We start from the raw sequence: 17,382 nt of genomic DNA, 5'->3' as shown, positions 1-17,382 counted from the left end.
ATAGGGTTGTTAGTTGTCAGTTGTCAGTTGTCAGTTGTCGGTTGTCAGTTGTCAGTTGTCAGTTGTCAGAGCTAAGATTCTGTATTACCAATTACCAATTACCAATTACCAATTACCAATTACCAATTACCTATTCCCTGTTCCATAATCCCTTTCACCTTGATTCAGTGGTTTCTACTCGGAAGCGTTCCACAGAGGCAATCAAGTCGCGGGATACTCCCACTAAATGTTGCAATGCTCCAGAAACCCGCTGTGCTTCTTGAGAGGTTTCTTGTGCCGTTAGTTCCACAGATTGCATTACTTGTGCCACAGCACGAGAAGTTTCCGTTTGTTCTACGGTATCACTGGTAATTGATCTTACCAAAATATCAATATGATCGGCTACTTGGATAATATTGTCTAGCGATCGCTTGGCTTCTTCTGCTAATGTAGTTTGATGAATTACCTGTTGTGTTCCTTCTTCCATCGCTGTCATAACTGAGCTAGTTTCGCTTTGAATTTGCATCACGATTTGCTCAATTTCTTTTAAGGACTTAGCAGATCGATCTGCCAACTGTCGCACCTCATCAGCTACAATAGCGAATCCTCTACCTGCTTCTCCCGCTCTTGCCGCTTCAATACTGGCATTAAGAGCTAACAAATTGGTACGGGAAGCAATTTGTGAAACTATGGCAACAATAGAGTTAATTTCTTGGGAAGATTCCGCCAATCGTTTCACCTTTCGGCTAGTTTCTGCCACTGTTTCCCGAATTTCCAAAATCCCTACCACCGTATTTTCTACCGCTTCTCCCCCTTTCTGAGCGATTTTACTGGCTTCACGGGCTACAGTTTCCGCTTCCTTGGCTGCTTCTGCTACCCGCTGGATGGAATATGTCATTACCTGTACAGAATTCAAAGTCACAGCTAACTCTTCTGCTTGTCGTAAAGCATCCCCAGCTAAGGCTCTCGCAAAGGTTTCTGAATTAGTTGAACCTTTGGTCACATCCCGTGCCGCCACTTTTACCTGTTGAACAATATCTCGCAGGTTTTGAATTGTCAGGTTAAAGGCATCAGCAACCGCTCCCAGTCCGTCGGCTGTGACTTCGGCTTGAACTGTCAAATCTCCTCTGGCTGCTCCTTCTACGTCATCCAGAAGGCGAATTACCTGACGTTGCAGGTTTTCTTTAGCTTCTTCCATCTCCATGGCTTTGCGTTGGGCTTCATTCGTAGTTGTGAAAATTACCCTAGCCATATCATTAAAGCCAGTGGCTAAATAGCCTAATTCATCTTGTGAATAGACTGTTGCTTCCACATTCATATTGCCTTGACGGACAGAATCAAACTGACTTTGCAGATCCTTAGTAGTCCGGCGAATTTGTTTGAGAGTGAGATTACTCATAAACCCAGCGGTAGCTGCACCTGTAGCTCCTGCAGCTAAGGCCATTAACAAACCCGTATTTTTCACGGATTCCCGTTGTTGAGCCGGTGAAATTGAAATTGCCACCGCGCTCACAATAGCTACACCCACTAGTGATACTAAGCCGACAGTTCCCGCTATCCACCATTGTTTTTTCTCTAGGGAGGCGTTTTCAAAGGGTCCAAATAGGCCTTGGTCAAAGGCTACATTGGGTTCTGTCTTCGCCACCTCTGATTGGGTAAAAACAGGAACTGCTTCTTGAGCGCCAGTAATTGTGAATAGTTCTTGATCACGATAACTGCGATCTTGATAAGCATCGCTTTCTTGATCATTGAATGAGTCATCAACAAATTGATTTAGCGAATTTCCCCGACTATCTAGAGATTCTGACAGCATTCCCCCATCGCCAAAACTGCTATCTTCAGTGAGATCAAATCCTGGTATATCACCGAGATCATCGAATTCATTAAAGTCGTTTAAAAACTCTATATTATTCTTATTACTGCCTCCACTGGAGATATTACTAGTATCTTTAGTGGAAATAAAGGTTTCAGCACCTAAATCTGCTTCATTCTCTGCCCCAAAAGCAGCTTCAAATGCATCTAAGTCAAAACTATCATCATCAAAGTTATTTTTTGCTGATGAAGAGTTGAAATTAAACTGCCGTTGTGGTGGCGCAGAATTGTTGGTAAATGATGCCGATATTGATTGATCCTGATTGTTGTTGATTGCCTGTTCGTTAATCTCTAAATATGTATCGTTTTGGCTGAGGGTTAAGTCTCCAAAGTTATCATCCATTAAGTCGTCTATATCTTCACCCATCAATATCTCAGTCTGATTTTCAGAGTCATAATCAAGGGATAATGTAGTTGCGGCAAAAGGTGAATAGCTGCTGGAATCATCACTAATTGCTGAAGTTCCATTAGCTAAATTGTCATTAATAACAGCCTGATTATCACCGCCAGAAATATCTTCTTGCCAAAAAGGTGGTAACTCTAATTGACCTGATATTGGATCACTGGTGAGATATTCGGTAGGTACACCAAAGGGATCATCACTCATGACACCATCTAATGCATTGCTGTCAAATTCCATACTATCTGGATGACTTGTGAACGGATTATGTTCTAGAGGATCTAGGGGTGGTTCATATTCTGCAAAGGAGTTCATTTCCACACTGCGGCTATGCAAATTCCCCATCATCCCCAAATCCAAAGATTCTCCAGTTGTCACCAGAGCATGAGATGGAGATTCATAATCACTAAAAGGCTCTATATACTGATCTATAGTTGCAAGACAGTTATTAACAAGACCAATAACTTCTTCTTCGCTTGTTAAATACAATACGCTTTGGTAGCTATCTTTAGCCACATCGTACTGTTGCAACATATAGTATGTATGTCCCTTTAACAAATGTAAGTTAGGGTCAGTTGGTGAATTTTGCACCAACTTATCAATTAATACCGCGGCTAATTTATAGTCTTGTTGCTCATAAGCTATTCTTGCCCGATCATAAGTTAGCTCTTGATTATCTATACGTGCTTCCATATCCTCCCTCCCTAGTTCATTCTGCCCACCGCGCACTTCGCAAAATTGCTATTTGATCCAGTAGTCGTAAATATTTTTTTTCTTTTTCTGTATCAAATAACCACTCTCCCCGCAAAAACGGAGCCATAGCATCTGGTACGTTATTTTGTGGCTTTAGATACTGTACATCAAGCCAGTCCATCCCACAAATTTCTTCTACTCCTAAGCCTACTATCGTATCTTGATCTTCAATGGCAATGACAGGGATTTCTGAGCAATCCGTGTTTAATGGGGTTGTTTCCCCGAGAAATTGCCCCAAATCAGCCACCCAAATCAAGCGTCCCCGTAAATTTAGCGTCCCTAAAAGTAAGGGAGATGTATTAGGAATTGGTGTAATCCGATCAGGACTAAGTTCAATTACTTCCCGAATTCCCATAGCTTGTAATGCAAATTCCTGACGTGAGGGCAGATAAAACCGCAAATGCAACTCACCTTGGGGACTTTCTAATTGTAATTCGGGACAGAATTGATCTTGCCCACTTCCATTTAAAAAATCTGGTTTGTTAACCATATTATTTTCATCCTTGTCCTCGCAGCAGTTGTTTGACTGTTCCTACCAACTCGATTGGTTGAAAGGGTTTAGCTATATAGGCATCTGCCCCTTGTTTCATCCCCCAATAGCGATCGAATTCTTCACCTTTAGAAGAACACATGACTACAGGAACATTTTGGGTTTTAGGATCAGATTTTAAGCGCCGACAGAGTTCATAGCCATTCATGCGGGGCATGACAATATCCAAAACCACCAAATCGGGAGGTGCTTTGTGAATGGCTTCTAAAGCTTCTGCGCCATCGCTTGCATGAGTAACTTTTAAGCCACTAGCTTTCAGAAGGTCTGTGATCATCTCTCTTTGGACGATACTGTCCTCAACAATTAGAATTGTGCTCATAAATGTCTATTTACCTCCTGATTTAGACTTTCCCTTGAGGAAAATAATTTGCTCTCATGACAAAGATTAACTGTATAAATTAAGTCTATTGTTTCACTACCTTACCGTAGATGGAAGTTGGTTAGACAACTATTTTATTCTTGTGATAACATCTTTTAGCCCATCTTGCACCCAATCAGCAAGTCTTGTATCCTGTTTGTACACCTGAACAATAATCTAAATTGAGATATTGCTCTATCAGCATTAGCAATTTTTGAACTGTAAAGGGTTTAGTCAGATAATCAGTTGCCGTCGCACTGGTTCAGGAGTGGAACATTAACGAGTGCGGGAATGTCTATCATGGGCGAGAGAATAGACCGATTTAGTCAGTCAGTTCTCATCCCCTATTCCCTTACAAATACTTCTCTAACAACAAAGCCAACTTCTCCTTAGTTGTTGCTGGTGCTTTCTCCAAATTCGTCAAAATCGCATACTTCAAAGCCGAATGCGCCTCACTAGCAGGGGGATTTGCACTCAACCGCTTCACAGTTTCTTGAATTACCTTTTGTGCATTTGCTGCATTTTTATGTAAATTCCCAATCACCATTTCCACCGTCACACTATCATGATCAGGATGCCAACAATCATAATCCGTCACCAGCGCCAAGGTTGCATAGGCGATTTCTGCTTCCCTGGCTAACTTCGCTTCGGGTAAATTTGTCATCCCGATGACTGTAGCATCCCAACTCCGATAAAGATGAGATTCAGCCTTAGTAGAAAAAGCCGGTCCCTCCATACATACGTACGTACCACCATTATGTAATGTGACATCTGGTAAACTTAAAGAAGCGATCGCCTCAGCTAAAATACTAGCTAAATTATGGCAAATCGGCTCACCAAAAGCAATATGCGCCACAATTCCCTCACCAAAAAACGTCGAAATCCGGTTTTTCGTCCTGTCAATAAATTGATCGGGAATTACCATATCTAGGGGTTTAGCTTCAGCCTTCAAAGAACCCACAGCACTTGCAGAAATCAGGTATTCTACACCCAATTGCTTCATAGCGTAAATATTAGCCCGAAATGGCAACTCCGAAGGTAACAACGTATGATTACGACCATGACGCGCTAAAAAAGCCACTCTTGTTCCTTCTAAAGTTCCGAGAATAATCGCATCTGAGGGTGAACCAAAAGGTGTAGAAATTTCTATTTCCTCCACATCTTTCAGTGCTTCCATCTTATACAACCCACTGCCACCAATGATGCCGATTTTAGCTACTGTCATAAATTATCAACCTTGTGATGAATGGGACTAATAAGTAATTTTACCGTCTGTATATTGTACAAGAATATTCGGTAAAAAATAAAGTTCTTGTTTTTCTAAAAGTTGAAAAATTTTCAATCTATTTGAGATAAATCAATAAATTCAAGCCGGGAATTGTCCGCGAGAGAGTCCAACCAGCGAGAATAATATAAAGTAATCCTAAACTCCATTGATACCAAGCCAGAGTAGAGATAATTCCTGGTAAATGTTCATCACGTAAACGGATATCATTAAATCCTAATCTCACCAAATTATTCAAACTAAAATCATAATAATTCAGCCAATTCCAACGTTTATCCCATAATAGTGGCATATATCTTTCCCGGAAACTAGGATTTCTAGGAATAACTGGTAATCTCCCAATTAATAATCTCAATTGTCTTAATGTTCCATCTTCTCGAAAATAGGAAATATCCATTAAATCATGATAACGTCCTTGTTGATAAAGTCGCCATAATAAAATTCCAGGTAAGGGAAAAATAATGAAAAATAAACACAGTAGAGTTAACCAAGGATTCCCAGAATTCCGAAAAATTGCTAATAAACTACCAGATATTAAACAAATAAAACTCAATAATATGCAAACAGTTTCATAATATCTAGGAACAATTGCTACAGGAGACAAACGACGATAGCGATCAACTAACCAAAATAATACACCAAAACAGGAAATAACTACACCACCCACACCAAATACTAACCAAAAGTTTGTCCCATAACCACTTAACAACAATAATAAACTCAATAACAACCAACTTAAAGATCTAACTACCCACCCACTAAAAACCAGAGGTTCAGTGGCAATAATTCTATCACTTAACTGATTATATATTTCTAAATCCACATCTGCTAAAACTAGTAACTCGCTAATATTCCGAAAATGTTTGATTTGACGATATTGATGAATTTCAGCCGCTTGGGTTGCGGAAAAACCTAAATTTATCAACCTATTCACAGCAGCAGTATTAATATTAATAGCTATCAACTGATGACTTAATTCAATTAACCTTAACCGTTGTTTTGTATATTCTAACTGATTTGCATCACTAACCTGCTGTTGTAACCGGAAATTTTGACTTAAATTCCGCAAAATATTTTGATTACCGCGTAAAGTGGGGACAATCAACTTTTTGCCAATTTCTCCAACATTACCTAAAATTTTCGCTTGATTAGAATTAAACACCAAATCAGAAACATTTAAAAATGCTGTTTCTGCAAAGTTAACATCACTAAAATCAGCTTGATTAAGAATACTTGCACTTTGCAAATCCACAGATTGATTAAACTCAGATTCTCGAAAAATTAGTCCTTGTTTAAAAATAGCATCTTTCATGAATAGAAATTGATGAAAATTAGCTCTATTAAAGTTTACTTGATTATTAAAAATCACACTAGAAAAATCAGCATTTTTTTGCCAATAACTACTATTAAACCTAACTATTTGTTGAAATTTTCCTTGATTAAATTTTGCATCATCACAAAATACATCACCTTGGAAATTAGCAGCATCTAGAAATTTGATATTTTGAAAATTAGCTTTGTCAAAGAAAATGCTACCTTGAAAACTACTAAGGGCGTGAAAAATAGCCCCATTAAGACTCACAGTTCTACTAAATCTTGATTCCTCCCAATTAGCAGGTTTTAAAAAATTTGCCCCTTGAACATTTACAGATTGCAGAAAGAACGTATTCGGAAATTTTACCTCACCATTAAAACGACTTTCTACCATGATTAAAGCCCCACGAAACACAGAAATACTACTAGAATTATTTGACTGATTATTCAACAAAGATTTACAATCTTTAGAATTAGGAAAAGCCCTTGTTAAAGATTGCAAACATACAGAACGTAAACTTTCTAACTGTTCCCGTTCCATAGGTGTGAAAATTTGGGCTATACCTTGAGCATAAACAGGAGTTCTTAAACCCAAATCACTCCCATAAAAATCACCTTCAATTACAGAATTACTCAAATCTAAACCTAAAGCCGTCGCACCAGTTTTTTGTAATTCTTTTCTGAGTAATTGGTAAAAATCATCCCGGAAAATACCATTTTCTGGACGTAAATCAATTACCATTTTCCTTAAATCTACAGTTAAATTACCATCTCGCAAAATTGGTGTTTTAACTCGTTCTTGTAATAATTCCCAAGTTAAAGTTATGGGTTCATTTGGGACTGCAAAAGTAGGAATAGGAAATAAAAATATAGCAAATATACAAATAAACAATATTACTGCGGAATTAGATATGATGATTTTTCCTAATTTCGCAGATAATAAGTTTATTTTTTTAACGGTGTTTTTTATTTGCCAAAGTTGAGAAAAATCCCATCTTTGTAAATAACTAAAGTGACAAAACAATCTCAACAAATTCCCTACTTAATGATTAATTTAATAAAACAACCTTACCCAGCACAGAACCAGTTTCCACTAAAGCGTGTGCTTTTGCTGCTGACGCTAAAGGGAACGTCTGACTAACTTCAATTTTTAACTTCCCTTCATCTATCCAATTAGCACATTCTTGTAAAATATCTCCATGATGTATTAACGCTTCCACATTTCCTAACAACATCGGTGTTAACATTAATTCTAAACCAATGCGGAGATTTCTATTTCTAGCAACTTTCCAAACAGTGTTAGCTTTCGGTTCAAGAATAGTCACAATATCCCCATAAAGTCGCACTGCGGGAAAAGATTTTTCAAAAGTATCACCACCAACAGTATCAAAAACTAAATCTACACCTTCACCATTAGTCCACTCTAATACAGATGCGACAAAATCAGTTTCTTTGTAAAAAATGATTTTATCCGCACCAAGTTGAGTGACAAAATTAGCCTTTTCTAGAGAACTAACCGTAGTCGCTACCTCTGTACCTTTGAGTTTAGCCAATTGAATAGCCACATGACCAACACCACCTGCACCAGCATGAACTAATACCTTTTCTCCTGGTTCAAGTCTTCCCCGTTCATATAAAGCTTCCCAAGCAGTGATTAAAACCAGAGGTGCTGCTGCTGCTGCGGTGAAAGAAACCGATTTGGGTTTAAAGGCTACAAATCTTTCATCAACAATGGTATATTCTGCATAATTTCCAGATTTTGCACCCAAACCACCATAACAAAAATATACTTCGTCACCAACGCCAAATTTTTGGACATCATTACCCACAGCTTCCACTATACCTGCACCATCACATCCTAAGATAGCTGGCATTTGTTCAGGGTAAAATGTCCCCCGTTGACGTAATTTTGTGTCAATGGGATTAACACCAGCCGCTAAAATTCTCACTAAAATTTCTTTATTTGTGGGTATGGGTTGGGGAACTTCTTGTAATTCTAAAACTTCCGGTTTACCCGCTGCTGTCATTAATATCGCTTTCATGGTTTTTTCTCCTAAATGCACTTATTTAAATTTACCTAAAAATATCCCCATAAATTCCTAATTATTGAGGAAAATATGGGGAAGAAATATCCAAAATTTCTCACAAAATGGGTTTAATTTTGAGGAGAAGCATTATTTGTTTCTGGTGTTACAGGCGCTTGAGGTAAAGTACCGGGATTAATTCCGTTCCCGGCTGTGGGAAGGGGATTTGGGTTAACCGGTGGTAAAGACCTCAAATTGTCAGGTGAGTTAATTCCTGGAATGGTGGGATTATTATTTATGGGAGGAGTGGGAAAATTGGGTGAATTTGTCACTGGTTGAGATGAACCGGGAATAATTCCCAAAGATACACGATTCCCTCCTACTTTTCTCAGCACGTCTAATGTTTGAATCACGTCGTTATAAGTAGCTGTCCGCGACGCATTCAATACTAAAATTCCATCTGGATTGGCTTGGATATATTGTTTTAAACGTGCTTCTAATTCTTCCTGTTTCACAGGTTCTTTTTCGATGTAAGTCAATCCAATAGCATCAATTGTTACAGGTAATATTTTGCTTTTAATTTGGGAATTAGCCGCAGAATTTTCGCCTGTACTAGCTTTGGGTAAGTCAACATTAATTGCTTGTTGACGAGTAAATTGTAAAGCTGCTAAGAGAAAGAATGTCAGAATACAAAAAACAACATCAATTAAGGGGATAATTTGAATCTGAAGGTCTTCACTGGGAGTATCTAGCTTAACTTTCATCTTCTTGTTTTTCTCCAGATTTCAAATTGGAATGATCAACTGTGTGATCTGGTTCAATTACCGAATTTCCAAGATTTAAACTGTAATTATCAATTGGATCATCTGGCTCATTTTCCGGTTCTTGGATAAATGTTTTTGATTCTAACTGAGAAGATGAATCGAAATTTTTAGAGGTGCGTTTTGAGAATCTTTCTGTGTTAATTGTTTTAGGTTCGGGAGGATATTGACGGTAAAGCAGTTCCATTTCATTACCAGCTTTGTTGAAAATTTTAACTTGGTTAACAACAAAACTCTGAAATAGGCGGTAAAATACTAAACTGGCGATCGCTACTATTAATCCCGCTGCTGTACTAATTAATGATTCCCCAATCCCCGTGGTGACACCGGCTGTAGATTCAGTTCCCAAATCACCAATGCGAATTGCACCTAAAGAACGAATCAAACCCAGAACTGTACCCAATAATCCTAACAGTGGCGAAAGGGCAATCACCGCTTCTAAAAGTTTTTCACCCCGGCGCATTCCGGCTATTTCGTCCGCTGCGGTGGATTCTAGGGCTAATCTAAAGGTTTCTGGATCACTTTTTTGTAAGCTTAAAGGTGCGTATAAAAATCTGCCAATGGGCTGATTTTTGGCTTGTTCAGCTATTGCTTCAGCGATGCCCCAATCCTCACCAGCAGCATCCAGAACCCGATTGACTATTTCTTTTTCCTGAGCAAGAATCCGTAACCAGAACCACAGCCGTTCAAAAATCACACTTACTGATAGGACTGATAAAACTAGCAAAGGCCACATGGAGGGCCCGCCTTTCTTGAATAAATCTAAAATATCCACTGTGTGGGTTTCCTCTCTCCATTCCTAGTAGTCAAAGCATTTTCATTTTAGAGAGTTTTGCATTACTCACAAACTTTTCTAACTAATTACTCAGGAGTAACATCTTCTATACACAATATGACGGTTATTCCCACCGGGAGTTTAGAGGATTATTTGCCAAAATAAAAAAATCACTGGAGGTTAAGAACATGAACTTCTCAATTCAATCCCTGTACACATGGTATCGGAACACTCTACGCAATCCTAAATACCGTTGGTGGATAATTATCGGCACGGTAGCCTATTTAATTAGTCCTTTAGATATTTCTCCAGATTTTATTCCTATTATTGGCCAAATTGATGATGTTTTATTGTTAAGTTTATTCGTTTCCGAAGTTTCTTCCTTAGTTCTTGATGGTTGGAAGGCCAAAAAAGGAACTGTAGAAAATAGTACCAGCAATCCGGCTAATCATGCCCCTGCGGCTGGCGAAACTGTGGATGTTGATTCTATCCCCGTTAAGTAGTATTAGTAGGTTGGCGTTGAAAATTGTCGTCATAGCACTAGGCAAGAGGCAAGAGTAAAGAAGTTTTCAGCGATTTTACATTTCTTTACACAGTTTGGTTTTATTGTGTTCACCTAGTAAGTAGGTTGGGTTGACCCAAGGAAACCCAACACCATTTATTGGTATCTTACGGTTAATATGGGGTTTAGTTCCATTGCTTCGCAACGTTGACGCGAACAAACCAACCTATATTAAAATCAATAACCAATGTATTTTTCTTGGTTTCTTAGAGGTTGTTTGAAAAGTATCAGATGAAACCCATAATCTCCAAAAACCTAACCCCCCTGCCCCCCTTCCCTACCAGGGAATGGGGTTTTCAGAGCCTCTCCCCGCGTCGGGGAGAGGTTTGGAGAGGGGTCAATTTATACATTAAAAACTTTTCAAACATCCTCTCAGTGTTTACAATCTTTAATAGATACCCAACTAGACTCTGCTATTGGAGAACCATCTTCACCCAGCAAGCTATAGTGTTCCTTTTTCCAAATCGGCGCATTGTGTTTTAATGTATTAATAGCATACTCACAAGCGGCAAAAGCCTCACCACGATGAGGACAACCGATAGCCACAACCACACTAATTTCCCCCACAGACAATCTACCAATGCGATGATATATCACCACCCGACTCACATCAGGCCATTGATCACGAATATCATCAGCAATTTGATAAAATACCTGCAAAGCCATTGGTTCATAAGCTTGATATTCCAAAGCTACCACAGACTTACCATCAGTTTGATTACGAACCATACCACTCATTACTACCACCGCACCATTAGCAGGATTATCTGCCTGACTGTAGATTTCTTCCACAGACAATGGTGCTAATGTCATCCCAAAACTATCTTCAACCCTGGGTTTAGTTGTGATCATTTACATTCTCCTAACAGCATCCTAAAATCCCTTAATTCATCCATCTTTATCTGCGTTCATCTGCGTTCATCTGCGGTTAATAATTATTAGAATCTTATTTCCACTCACCAAGACTTCAAAAACCGTAAAATCAGTTAAACTAATTTTTTCATCTATTCATAAAAACCACAATCATCTCATGCAAGTGCAACTCAGTGGATCTAAAAATCCCCTCGCGTATCTACTATTAATTGCTCCTTTTTTCCTTTGGGGTACAGCAATGGTGGCAATGAAAGGCGTAATTCCTCACACCACACCCCTATTTATGGCTGGAGTCAGATTAATACCTGCGGGGGTGTTAATTCTCATGGTGGCTGCATTTATGGGTAAACCTCAACCTCAAAGTTGGTTAGGATGGTTGTGGATTATTATATTTGCTTTGGTTGATGGTACATTATTTCAAGGCTTTTTAGCCGAAGGTTTAGTCAGAACCAATGCTGGTTTAGGTTCGGTAATGATAGACTCCCAACCCCTAGCAGTCGCTTTACTTTCCCTGTGGTTATTTCAAGAACATATTGGATTATGGGGATGGTTGGGGTTAGGTTTGGGAATTACAGGAATTAGTCTGATTGGTTTACCCCAAGAGTGGATTTTTCATCTTTTTGACTCAGGAATCACCATTTCCATAGATAACTGGCAAGAGTTATTTAATCGCGGTGAGTTATTAATGTTACTCGCTGCTTTATCAATGGCTGTGGGAACAGTGATGATTCGCTTTGTGTGCCGATATGTAGATCCAGTAACAGCTACAGGATGGCACATGATTATCGGTGGCTTGCCTTTGTGGGGAATTTCTTCAGTATTAGAATCTCAACAGTGGGAAAATCTTGTCCTATTAGATTGGTTGGCATTAAGTTATGCTACTGTATTTGGCAGTGCGATCGCTTACGGATTATTTTTCTACTTTGCCTCTAGTGGTAATCTCACCAGTTTAAGTTCTCTGACTTTTCTCACACCCGTTTTTGCTTTAATATTTGGTTATATTTTTCTCAATGAAGTCCTGACTACTATTCAATGGTTTGGGGTTTTTCTGACCTTAATCAGTATTTATTTAATTAACCAACGGGAAAATATCGGCGGAAATCAGAAACCTACTATCACAGAAGTCAGGAGTCAGGAGTCAGGAGTCAGGAGTTAAGAGTTAAGAGTCTCTTACAGTATGGCTTTTACCGTGGATTCTTTATCTAATTTAAATTTAACAACCGCCAGTAATTCTCTCGATGTCTAACATTCAAAATCTCAAATCTACCCTCCTACCCCCACCCCTCAAACCCGGTGATTTACTGCGCGTCATTGCCCCCAGTGGTGCATTACGAGAAGTTGAGGCTTTTAATCAAGGTGTGGAAATTTGGAAGTCGCACGGCTACCGCATCAAAATCAGCGATAACATAGATAATAGACATGGTTATCTAGCTGGTACAGATGCCCACCGTCGTCAGCAATTAGCCACAGCATGGCAAGATTCAGAATGCCAGGGTATTCTCTGCGCGAGAGGTGGTTTTGGTAGTAGCCGGATTTTAGAAGATTGGACTTGGCAAGAAAATACCATTACCCCTAAATGGTTAATCGGGTTTTCTGACATTACAGCCATGCTTTGGAGTCTCTATAACGCCGGGATTGCCAGTGTACATGGTCCCGTCATGACTACCCTAGCCAATGAGTCAGAATGGTCAATCAAGCGGTTATTGGACATAGTAGAAGGTCGTCCCCTCGCACCTTTAAAAGGTTGTGGTTGGGGTGGTGGTACAGTGACGGGAATCTTGCTTCCTGGTAATCTCACAGTAGCAACCCATCTTTTAGGAACACCGATTTTACCCGACCTCGATGGTGTAATATTAGCCTGGGAAGATGTGACAGAAACACCTTATCGCATTGATAGGATGTTGACACAGTGGCGTTTGAGCGGGGCTTTATCTAAAGTTCGTGGTATTGCTTTGGGAGGGTTTACCAAGTGTGAAGCCCCACCTCACATACCTAGTTTTACTATAGAGGAAGTTTTGCGCGATTGTTTGGGTGATTTGGGTATTCCCATAGTTTCCAATCTCCCCTTTGGTCATGATAGCCCCAATGCTGCTTTACCTGTGGGGGTAAAAGCAATATTAGATGCTGAACAAGGAATATTGCATTTTTCCCCATAGACATAGGCCTTTTTGTGATGGGGTGTTGGGTTGCGCTATCGCTTAACCCAACCTACAAATCAAGGCTTTTTCCAATTTGGACAAGGTATTGCTATGAGGTAATCAATTCTAATCTGTGTAGTTCCATTTCTTGTTGTTTAAGACAATGACAAAATATAAATAACTGTAAATCTGCTAGAACTTGATTAAAATCATGATGATTGTATAAACCTGTTTTATTATTAGCATTTCTGAGTATTGTCAACCAATTTGCTACTTCTTTCATGTACTCTATAGATGTATCAATTTCCTGGGGATTATAAGATCCTATTTGTCTATGTAATGCTAATTCTTTATCCGTGGGTTGAATACCTAAATCATTGATTTGATCAGTAACTATTTTACAGGTCAATTTTTCAACTAAATTTGCGGCTTTTAGACTTATACAATGAGAATGTACACGATATTTAATTAAAACTTTGGGAAGATTCCAAACTTTGAATTTTTTTGATATTCTTACCCATAGATCATAGTCTTGAGCATTTGGATAATCTTTTCTATAAACCTCTCCATTTATCTCAACTGCGTTGATTGCACTTCTTCTCATCAAAACCGCTGAATGAGCAAAATAGTTATGGAATAACAGCCTACAAGGAATTTTTTGATCGGGTTCTTCCTCATTCCATACTTCACCCGTCAAATTATCATGATCATCCATTAATTCAACCCAAGATCCAACCATACCAAAATCTGGGTTATTTTCCATAAACTCAAATTGTTCTGCTAATCTTGATGGATAAGCATAATCATCACAATCTAAAACAGCAATGTATTCACCTGATGATTCTTGCAAACATTTATTTCTAGTTGTGGGTATCCCCAAATTAACATTGTTTTGAATTAATTTGATGCGTTTGTCTTTATAGGAATTAATGATTCTTACGCTGCTATCTGTTGAAGCATCATCTACAATGACAAATTCAAAATTCGTAAACGTTTGATTTAAAATACTTTTTATTGCTGTATCAAGATATTTCTCGCCATTATACACTGGCATGACAACTGTAATTTGAGGATTTAACTCTTGTTGAATAAGCTGATTTTGATTCATAATATTTAATGATTTTGAACAAATGGGTGATTTTTATAGTAATCCATAAATAACGTATAATATGCGAGTTATACCTAATTTCAGGGAACTTTTGTTCAACCTCAAAAAAATGCCTAGTATAAATTTTGACCCTAAGCCGACAATCTCGATTATTTTATGTACCTACAATCGAGCAAAATACTTAAACGACTGCATAAATAGCGTCCTTCAACAAACTTTTCAGGATTTTGAATTAATTGTAGTGGATGATGGTAGCCAAGATCATACTTTTGAAATTGTCAATAGTTACTTACAAAAATTTAATAATATCCGTTATCTTAAACATCAAAATCGGAAAGCCGCTTACGCCAGAAATGCGGGTATTCAAGCATCCTTTGGTAACTATATCACGTTTATTGACAGTGACGATACCTATAAACCCCATCATCTAGAGTCGCGGCTGGAATTTATGCAAGCTAATCCAGAGATTGATTTGATTGAAGGTGGATGTGAAATTGAGGAGGAATTTTCTGTTCCTGATTATTTTCAACCTGATCAAACAATTAATATTAGAGAATGCGTTGTCGGTGCTACATTTTTTGGAAAAAGACCGATGTTTTTTGAATTAAAGGGATTTAATAATATTCCCTATGGCGAGGATGCAGATTTATGGGAGCGTGCCGAAAAAATCTTCAAAACTCACAAAATCAAAGAGCCGGAAACTTATATTTATACGAGAGTAGAAGATAGTACCACCAAGATTTTCCTAGATAAAATGTCCTCTTCTAATTAACCTATTTAGATTTTATAATTTAGCAAAGAGCAATCGAAGCAAAATTATTAGTTCAGAGGGAACAGGGAACGGGCAACAGGGAATGGAAAAAACTCATGTTTAAAAACATAAGATTGAAATAATGACACTGTTTTTTTCGGGCTACGCATCTTTTAAAAACATCTTTTTTTAACTGAGCTTTAAACTGGTGAAACTTTAGTTTCTTATCTCTTCCCTGTTCCCTTTTTTTGTAATTTTTAATTCCTATGGTGTTTCTGGAAATGTTTGCACTTTACTATCAGGATTGAGAATAACTCGTATTCTCAAGTTTTGCCCAGATTTATTAGTAGAAACAAAAGGTTTCCCAATTTGGGGAATGCCACTACTATCAATGTATTCTCTGGCAACTTTATTTAAGGGCAAAATCTTTTCAATTGTACCATCAATACCCAATGTTAAACTATATTCTAAGGCTTGAGAGAGTCCAGTTGGTGGTTGCCAACGTTTGTTGAGGTATTCTCTCGCTTCTGCTACTTGAGGTGTATCAAATAAAGTCTTATTATTAGTAACTTGTGTACCTGACGTAGTTTTAGTTGCAGTTCTTAATTTCCTAATTAAATTCTCTTTATTTTCCTCTGGAGATCGCTGATCTGGCGTAGCGATACCTACAGTATCCTGCGGTAATTCCGGAGCAAAAGGAGTGGGAATTATGTTAGGAAGATTACTAAAACTATTGTTGGGGATAGTGGCAACAGACTGAGATGGTGGGGAAATATTAGATGGCAAATTCTGAGATTTAGGGGTATTCATGCCTTTTTTAGCCAGAATACTTGAAGAATTTGGTATGGCTTTTGCTACTTTCGGGCTATCAAGAATTTGTCGAGGAATAGGATAGGAAGAAGTATTGGATGGTTTGGTTAATGCCGGCTGAGATGTTGTGGTTGGTGTCCCAGGGATAGTTGTATTAGGAACGGAAAGCGGCGGTAAGGGCGTACTAAAGTTAGTAAGTGGTGGTATCAGTTGGGGTTGAGGCGTGATTAAAGGAAGTGGCGGCGTTGCTGTAGTGTCTTGTACAGAAGGTTCTATGTCCACTGGTTTGACGGACTCAGAACTATTTTTAGCTATTCTCTGCCGATTTTTCTGAATATTGTTGGCATATTGCCAGGTAAATGGTGTTAAACCGGCTGCTAATACCAAAACTGCGGCTATAGGGGCCCACTTAGGTAGATTCTGCCTGACAGTTTGACTACTAGTAGTTGGTAAAACAATCATATCAGATGTGTATTCATCTAAAGCTGTTGCTAAATCAAATAGTTGTAGTAAACTCAGTTTAATTACCTGTCCAGATGTCTGGTTAGCAAGATCACCAAAAAAGAGTTTGTGAGTTAAATTACTACTAGATTCTAAATAAACTTTCGTTTGGGGAATTTGAGTGTTAAAGGATCGTAAATTTTGGGTAGGAAAGGCAGACGGGGGAATATCGGGCGATTCTGGAGCTGCTTCTGATCCTGTATGGGGATAATCATTACCTGCTAAAGTGATACTAAAATCTTCGGCAGATTGTTGCAGCAGCTTTTGAACGTAAGTAGTAACAATATTACATAAAACTTCTAGCTGCTGGTGATCACCCTGGATGATAATTTTCTGTGCTTCTGGTAGTTGTGGATCATCAAATTGCAGACGAAAACTAGGATCATTAATAATAGTTTTGTCTGTCCACCGGGACAAAGGGGAGTTTTCCGCCCAGATTTCTAGTGTGCAAGTGGGGGGGGTATAGCGACGAATGACAGGATTTGATAGAGACATAACAACAATTTCA

Annotated in this window: 16 protein-coding genes; 5 read left to right on the top strand and 11 right to left on the bottom strand. The window is 38.6% G+C overall.

Going from position 1 to position 17,382, the window contains the following annotated elements:
• Window positions 1–13 precede the first annotated feature (13 nt).
• Window positions 14–148 carry an alpha/beta hydrolase gene (locus HGD76_RS24215; protein WP_168697278.1) on the top strand — a complete coding sequence of 45 codons (135 nt, stop codon included), beginning with the start codon at window positions 14–16 and terminating at the stop codon, window positions 146–148.
• Window positions 149–154: 6 nt separating this feature from the next.
• On the opposite strand, the gene HGD76_RS24210 is transcribed toward HGD76_RS24215, so the two are convergent.
• The 8 genes from HGD76_RS24210 to HGD76_RS24175 form a co-directional block, all read right to left on the bottom strand.
• Complete coding sequence (locus tag HGD76_RS24210) at window positions 155–2,944, bottom strand: methyl-accepting chemotaxis protein (protein WP_168697277.1); 2,790 nt, start codon at window positions 2,942–2,944, stop codon at window positions 155–157.
• 16 nt (window positions 2,945–2,960) lie between these two features.
• The gene (locus HGD76_RS24205) at window positions 2,961–3,494 is read right to left on the bottom strand and encodes a chemotaxis protein CheW (protein ID WP_168697276.1); all 534 of its coding nucleotides are present in this window, start codon (window positions 3,492–3,494) and stop codon (window positions 2,961–2,963) included.
• A 7-nt stretch (window positions 3,495–3,501) separates the two neighbouring features.
• Window positions 3,502–3,873 carry a response regulator transcription factor gene (locus HGD76_RS24200; protein ID WP_148765165.1) on the bottom strand — a complete coding sequence of 124 codons (372 nt, stop codon included), beginning with the start codon at window positions 3,871–3,873 and terminating at the stop codon, window positions 3,502–3,504.
• A 391-nt stretch (window positions 3,874–4,264) separates the two neighbouring features.
• On the bottom strand, window positions 4,265–5,137 hold the full coding sequence (locus HGD76_RS24195; protein ID WP_168697275.1) for an S-methyl-5'-thioadenosine phosphorylase: 873 nt from the start codon (window positions 5,135–5,137) through the stop codon (window positions 4,265–4,267).
• 118 nt (window positions 5,138–5,255) lie between these two features.
• The gene (locus HGD76_RS24190) at window positions 5,256–7,544 is read right to left on the bottom strand and encodes a pentapeptide repeat-containing protein (protein WP_210967683.1); all 2,289 of its coding nucleotides are present in this window, start codon (window positions 7,542–7,544) and stop codon (window positions 5,256–5,258) included.
• 16 nt (window positions 7,545–7,560) lie between these two features.
• Window positions 7,561–8,553: a zinc-dependent alcohol dehydrogenase family protein gene (locus HGD76_RS24185; RefSeq protein WP_015079743.1), complete on the bottom strand. Its 993-nt coding sequence runs from the start codon at window positions 8,551–8,553 to the stop codon at window positions 7,561–7,563.
• A gap of 113 nt (window positions 8,554–8,666) precedes the next feature.
• A complete protein-coding gene (locus HGD76_RS24180) occupies window positions 8,667–9,299 on the bottom strand; it encodes an ExbD/TolR family protein (protein WP_168697274.1) in 633 nt (210 codons plus the stop codon).
• On the bottom strand, window positions 9,289–10,131 hold the full coding sequence (locus HGD76_RS24175) for a MotA/TolQ/ExbB proton channel family protein (protein WP_168697273.1): 843 nt from the start codon (window positions 10,129–10,131) through the stop codon (window positions 9,289–9,291). The genes HGD76_RS24180 and HGD76_RS24175 overlap by 11 nt, the downstream gene beginning before the upstream one ends.
• Window positions 10,132–10,319: 188 nt before the next feature.
• On the opposite strand from HGD76_RS24175, the gene HGD76_RS24170 reads away from it, so the two are divergent.
• The gene (locus HGD76_RS24170; RefSeq protein ID WP_015079740.1) at window positions 10,320–10,634 is read left to right on the top strand and encodes a YkvA family protein; all 315 of its coding nucleotides are present in this window, start codon (window positions 10,320–10,322) and stop codon (window positions 10,632–10,634) included.
• A 431-nt stretch (window positions 10,635–11,065) separates the two neighbouring features.
• Here HGD76_RS24170 and HGD76_RS24165 read toward each other — a convergent pair whose 3' ends face one another.
• Window positions 11,066–11,545 (bottom strand): molybdenum cofactor biosynthesis protein MoaE, encoded by a 480-nt coding sequence (locus tag HGD76_RS24165; RefSeq protein ID WP_168204468.1) that lies wholly within the window; start codon window positions 11,543–11,545, stop codon window positions 11,066–11,068.
• Between the two features lie 178 nt (window positions 11,546–11,723).
• On the opposite strand from HGD76_RS24165, the gene HGD76_RS24160 reads away from it, so the two are divergent.
• Window positions 11,724–12,722, top strand: a complete 999-nt coding sequence (locus HGD76_RS24160; RefSeq protein ID WP_168697272.1) for a DMT family transporter — start codon at window positions 11,724–11,726, stop codon at window positions 12,720–12,722.
• Window positions 12,723–12,804: 82 nt separating this feature from the next.
• Complete coding sequence (locus HGD76_RS24155) at window positions 12,805–13,722, top strand: S66 peptidase family protein (protein WP_168697271.1); 918 nt, start codon at window positions 12,805–12,807, stop codon at window positions 13,720–13,722.
• Between the two features lie 91 nt (window positions 13,723–13,813).
• Here HGD76_RS24155 and HGD76_RS24150 read toward each other — a convergent pair whose 3' ends face one another.
• Window positions 13,814–14,812: a glycosyltransferase family 2 protein gene (locus HGD76_RS24150; protein WP_168697270.1), complete on the bottom strand. Its 999-nt coding sequence runs from the start codon at window positions 14,810–14,812 to the stop codon at window positions 13,814–13,816.
• 109 nt (window positions 14,813–14,921) lie between these two features.
• Between HGD76_RS24150 and HGD76_RS24145 the strand changes: the two genes are divergently transcribed.
• Window positions 14,922–15,584, top strand: a complete 663-nt coding sequence (locus tag HGD76_RS24145; RefSeq protein ID WP_041457867.1) for a glycosyltransferase family 2 protein — start codon at window positions 14,922–14,924, stop codon at window positions 15,582–15,584.
• Window positions 15,585–15,827: 243 nt separating this feature from the next.
• Here the strand turns inward: HGD76_RS24145 and HGD76_RS24140 are convergent, their stop codons facing one another.
• Window positions 15,828–17,369 carry a DUF4335 domain-containing protein gene (locus tag HGD76_RS24140; protein WP_168697269.1) on the bottom strand — a complete coding sequence of 514 codons (1,542 nt, stop codon included), beginning with the start codon at window positions 17,367–17,369 and terminating at the stop codon, window positions 15,828–15,830.
• Window positions 17,370–17,382: the final 13 nt, after the last annotated feature.

The sequence above is a fragment of the Dolichospermum flos-aquae CCAP 1403/13F genome (assembly GCF_012516395.1).
Classification (GTDB): domain Bacteria; phylum Cyanobacteriota; class Cyanobacteriia; order Cyanobacteriales; family Nostocaceae; genus Dolichospermum; species Dolichospermum lemmermannii.
The sequence above is the reverse complement of the archived record's forward strand: the minus strand, read 5'-3'. Positions and strand labels throughout refer to the sequence as shown.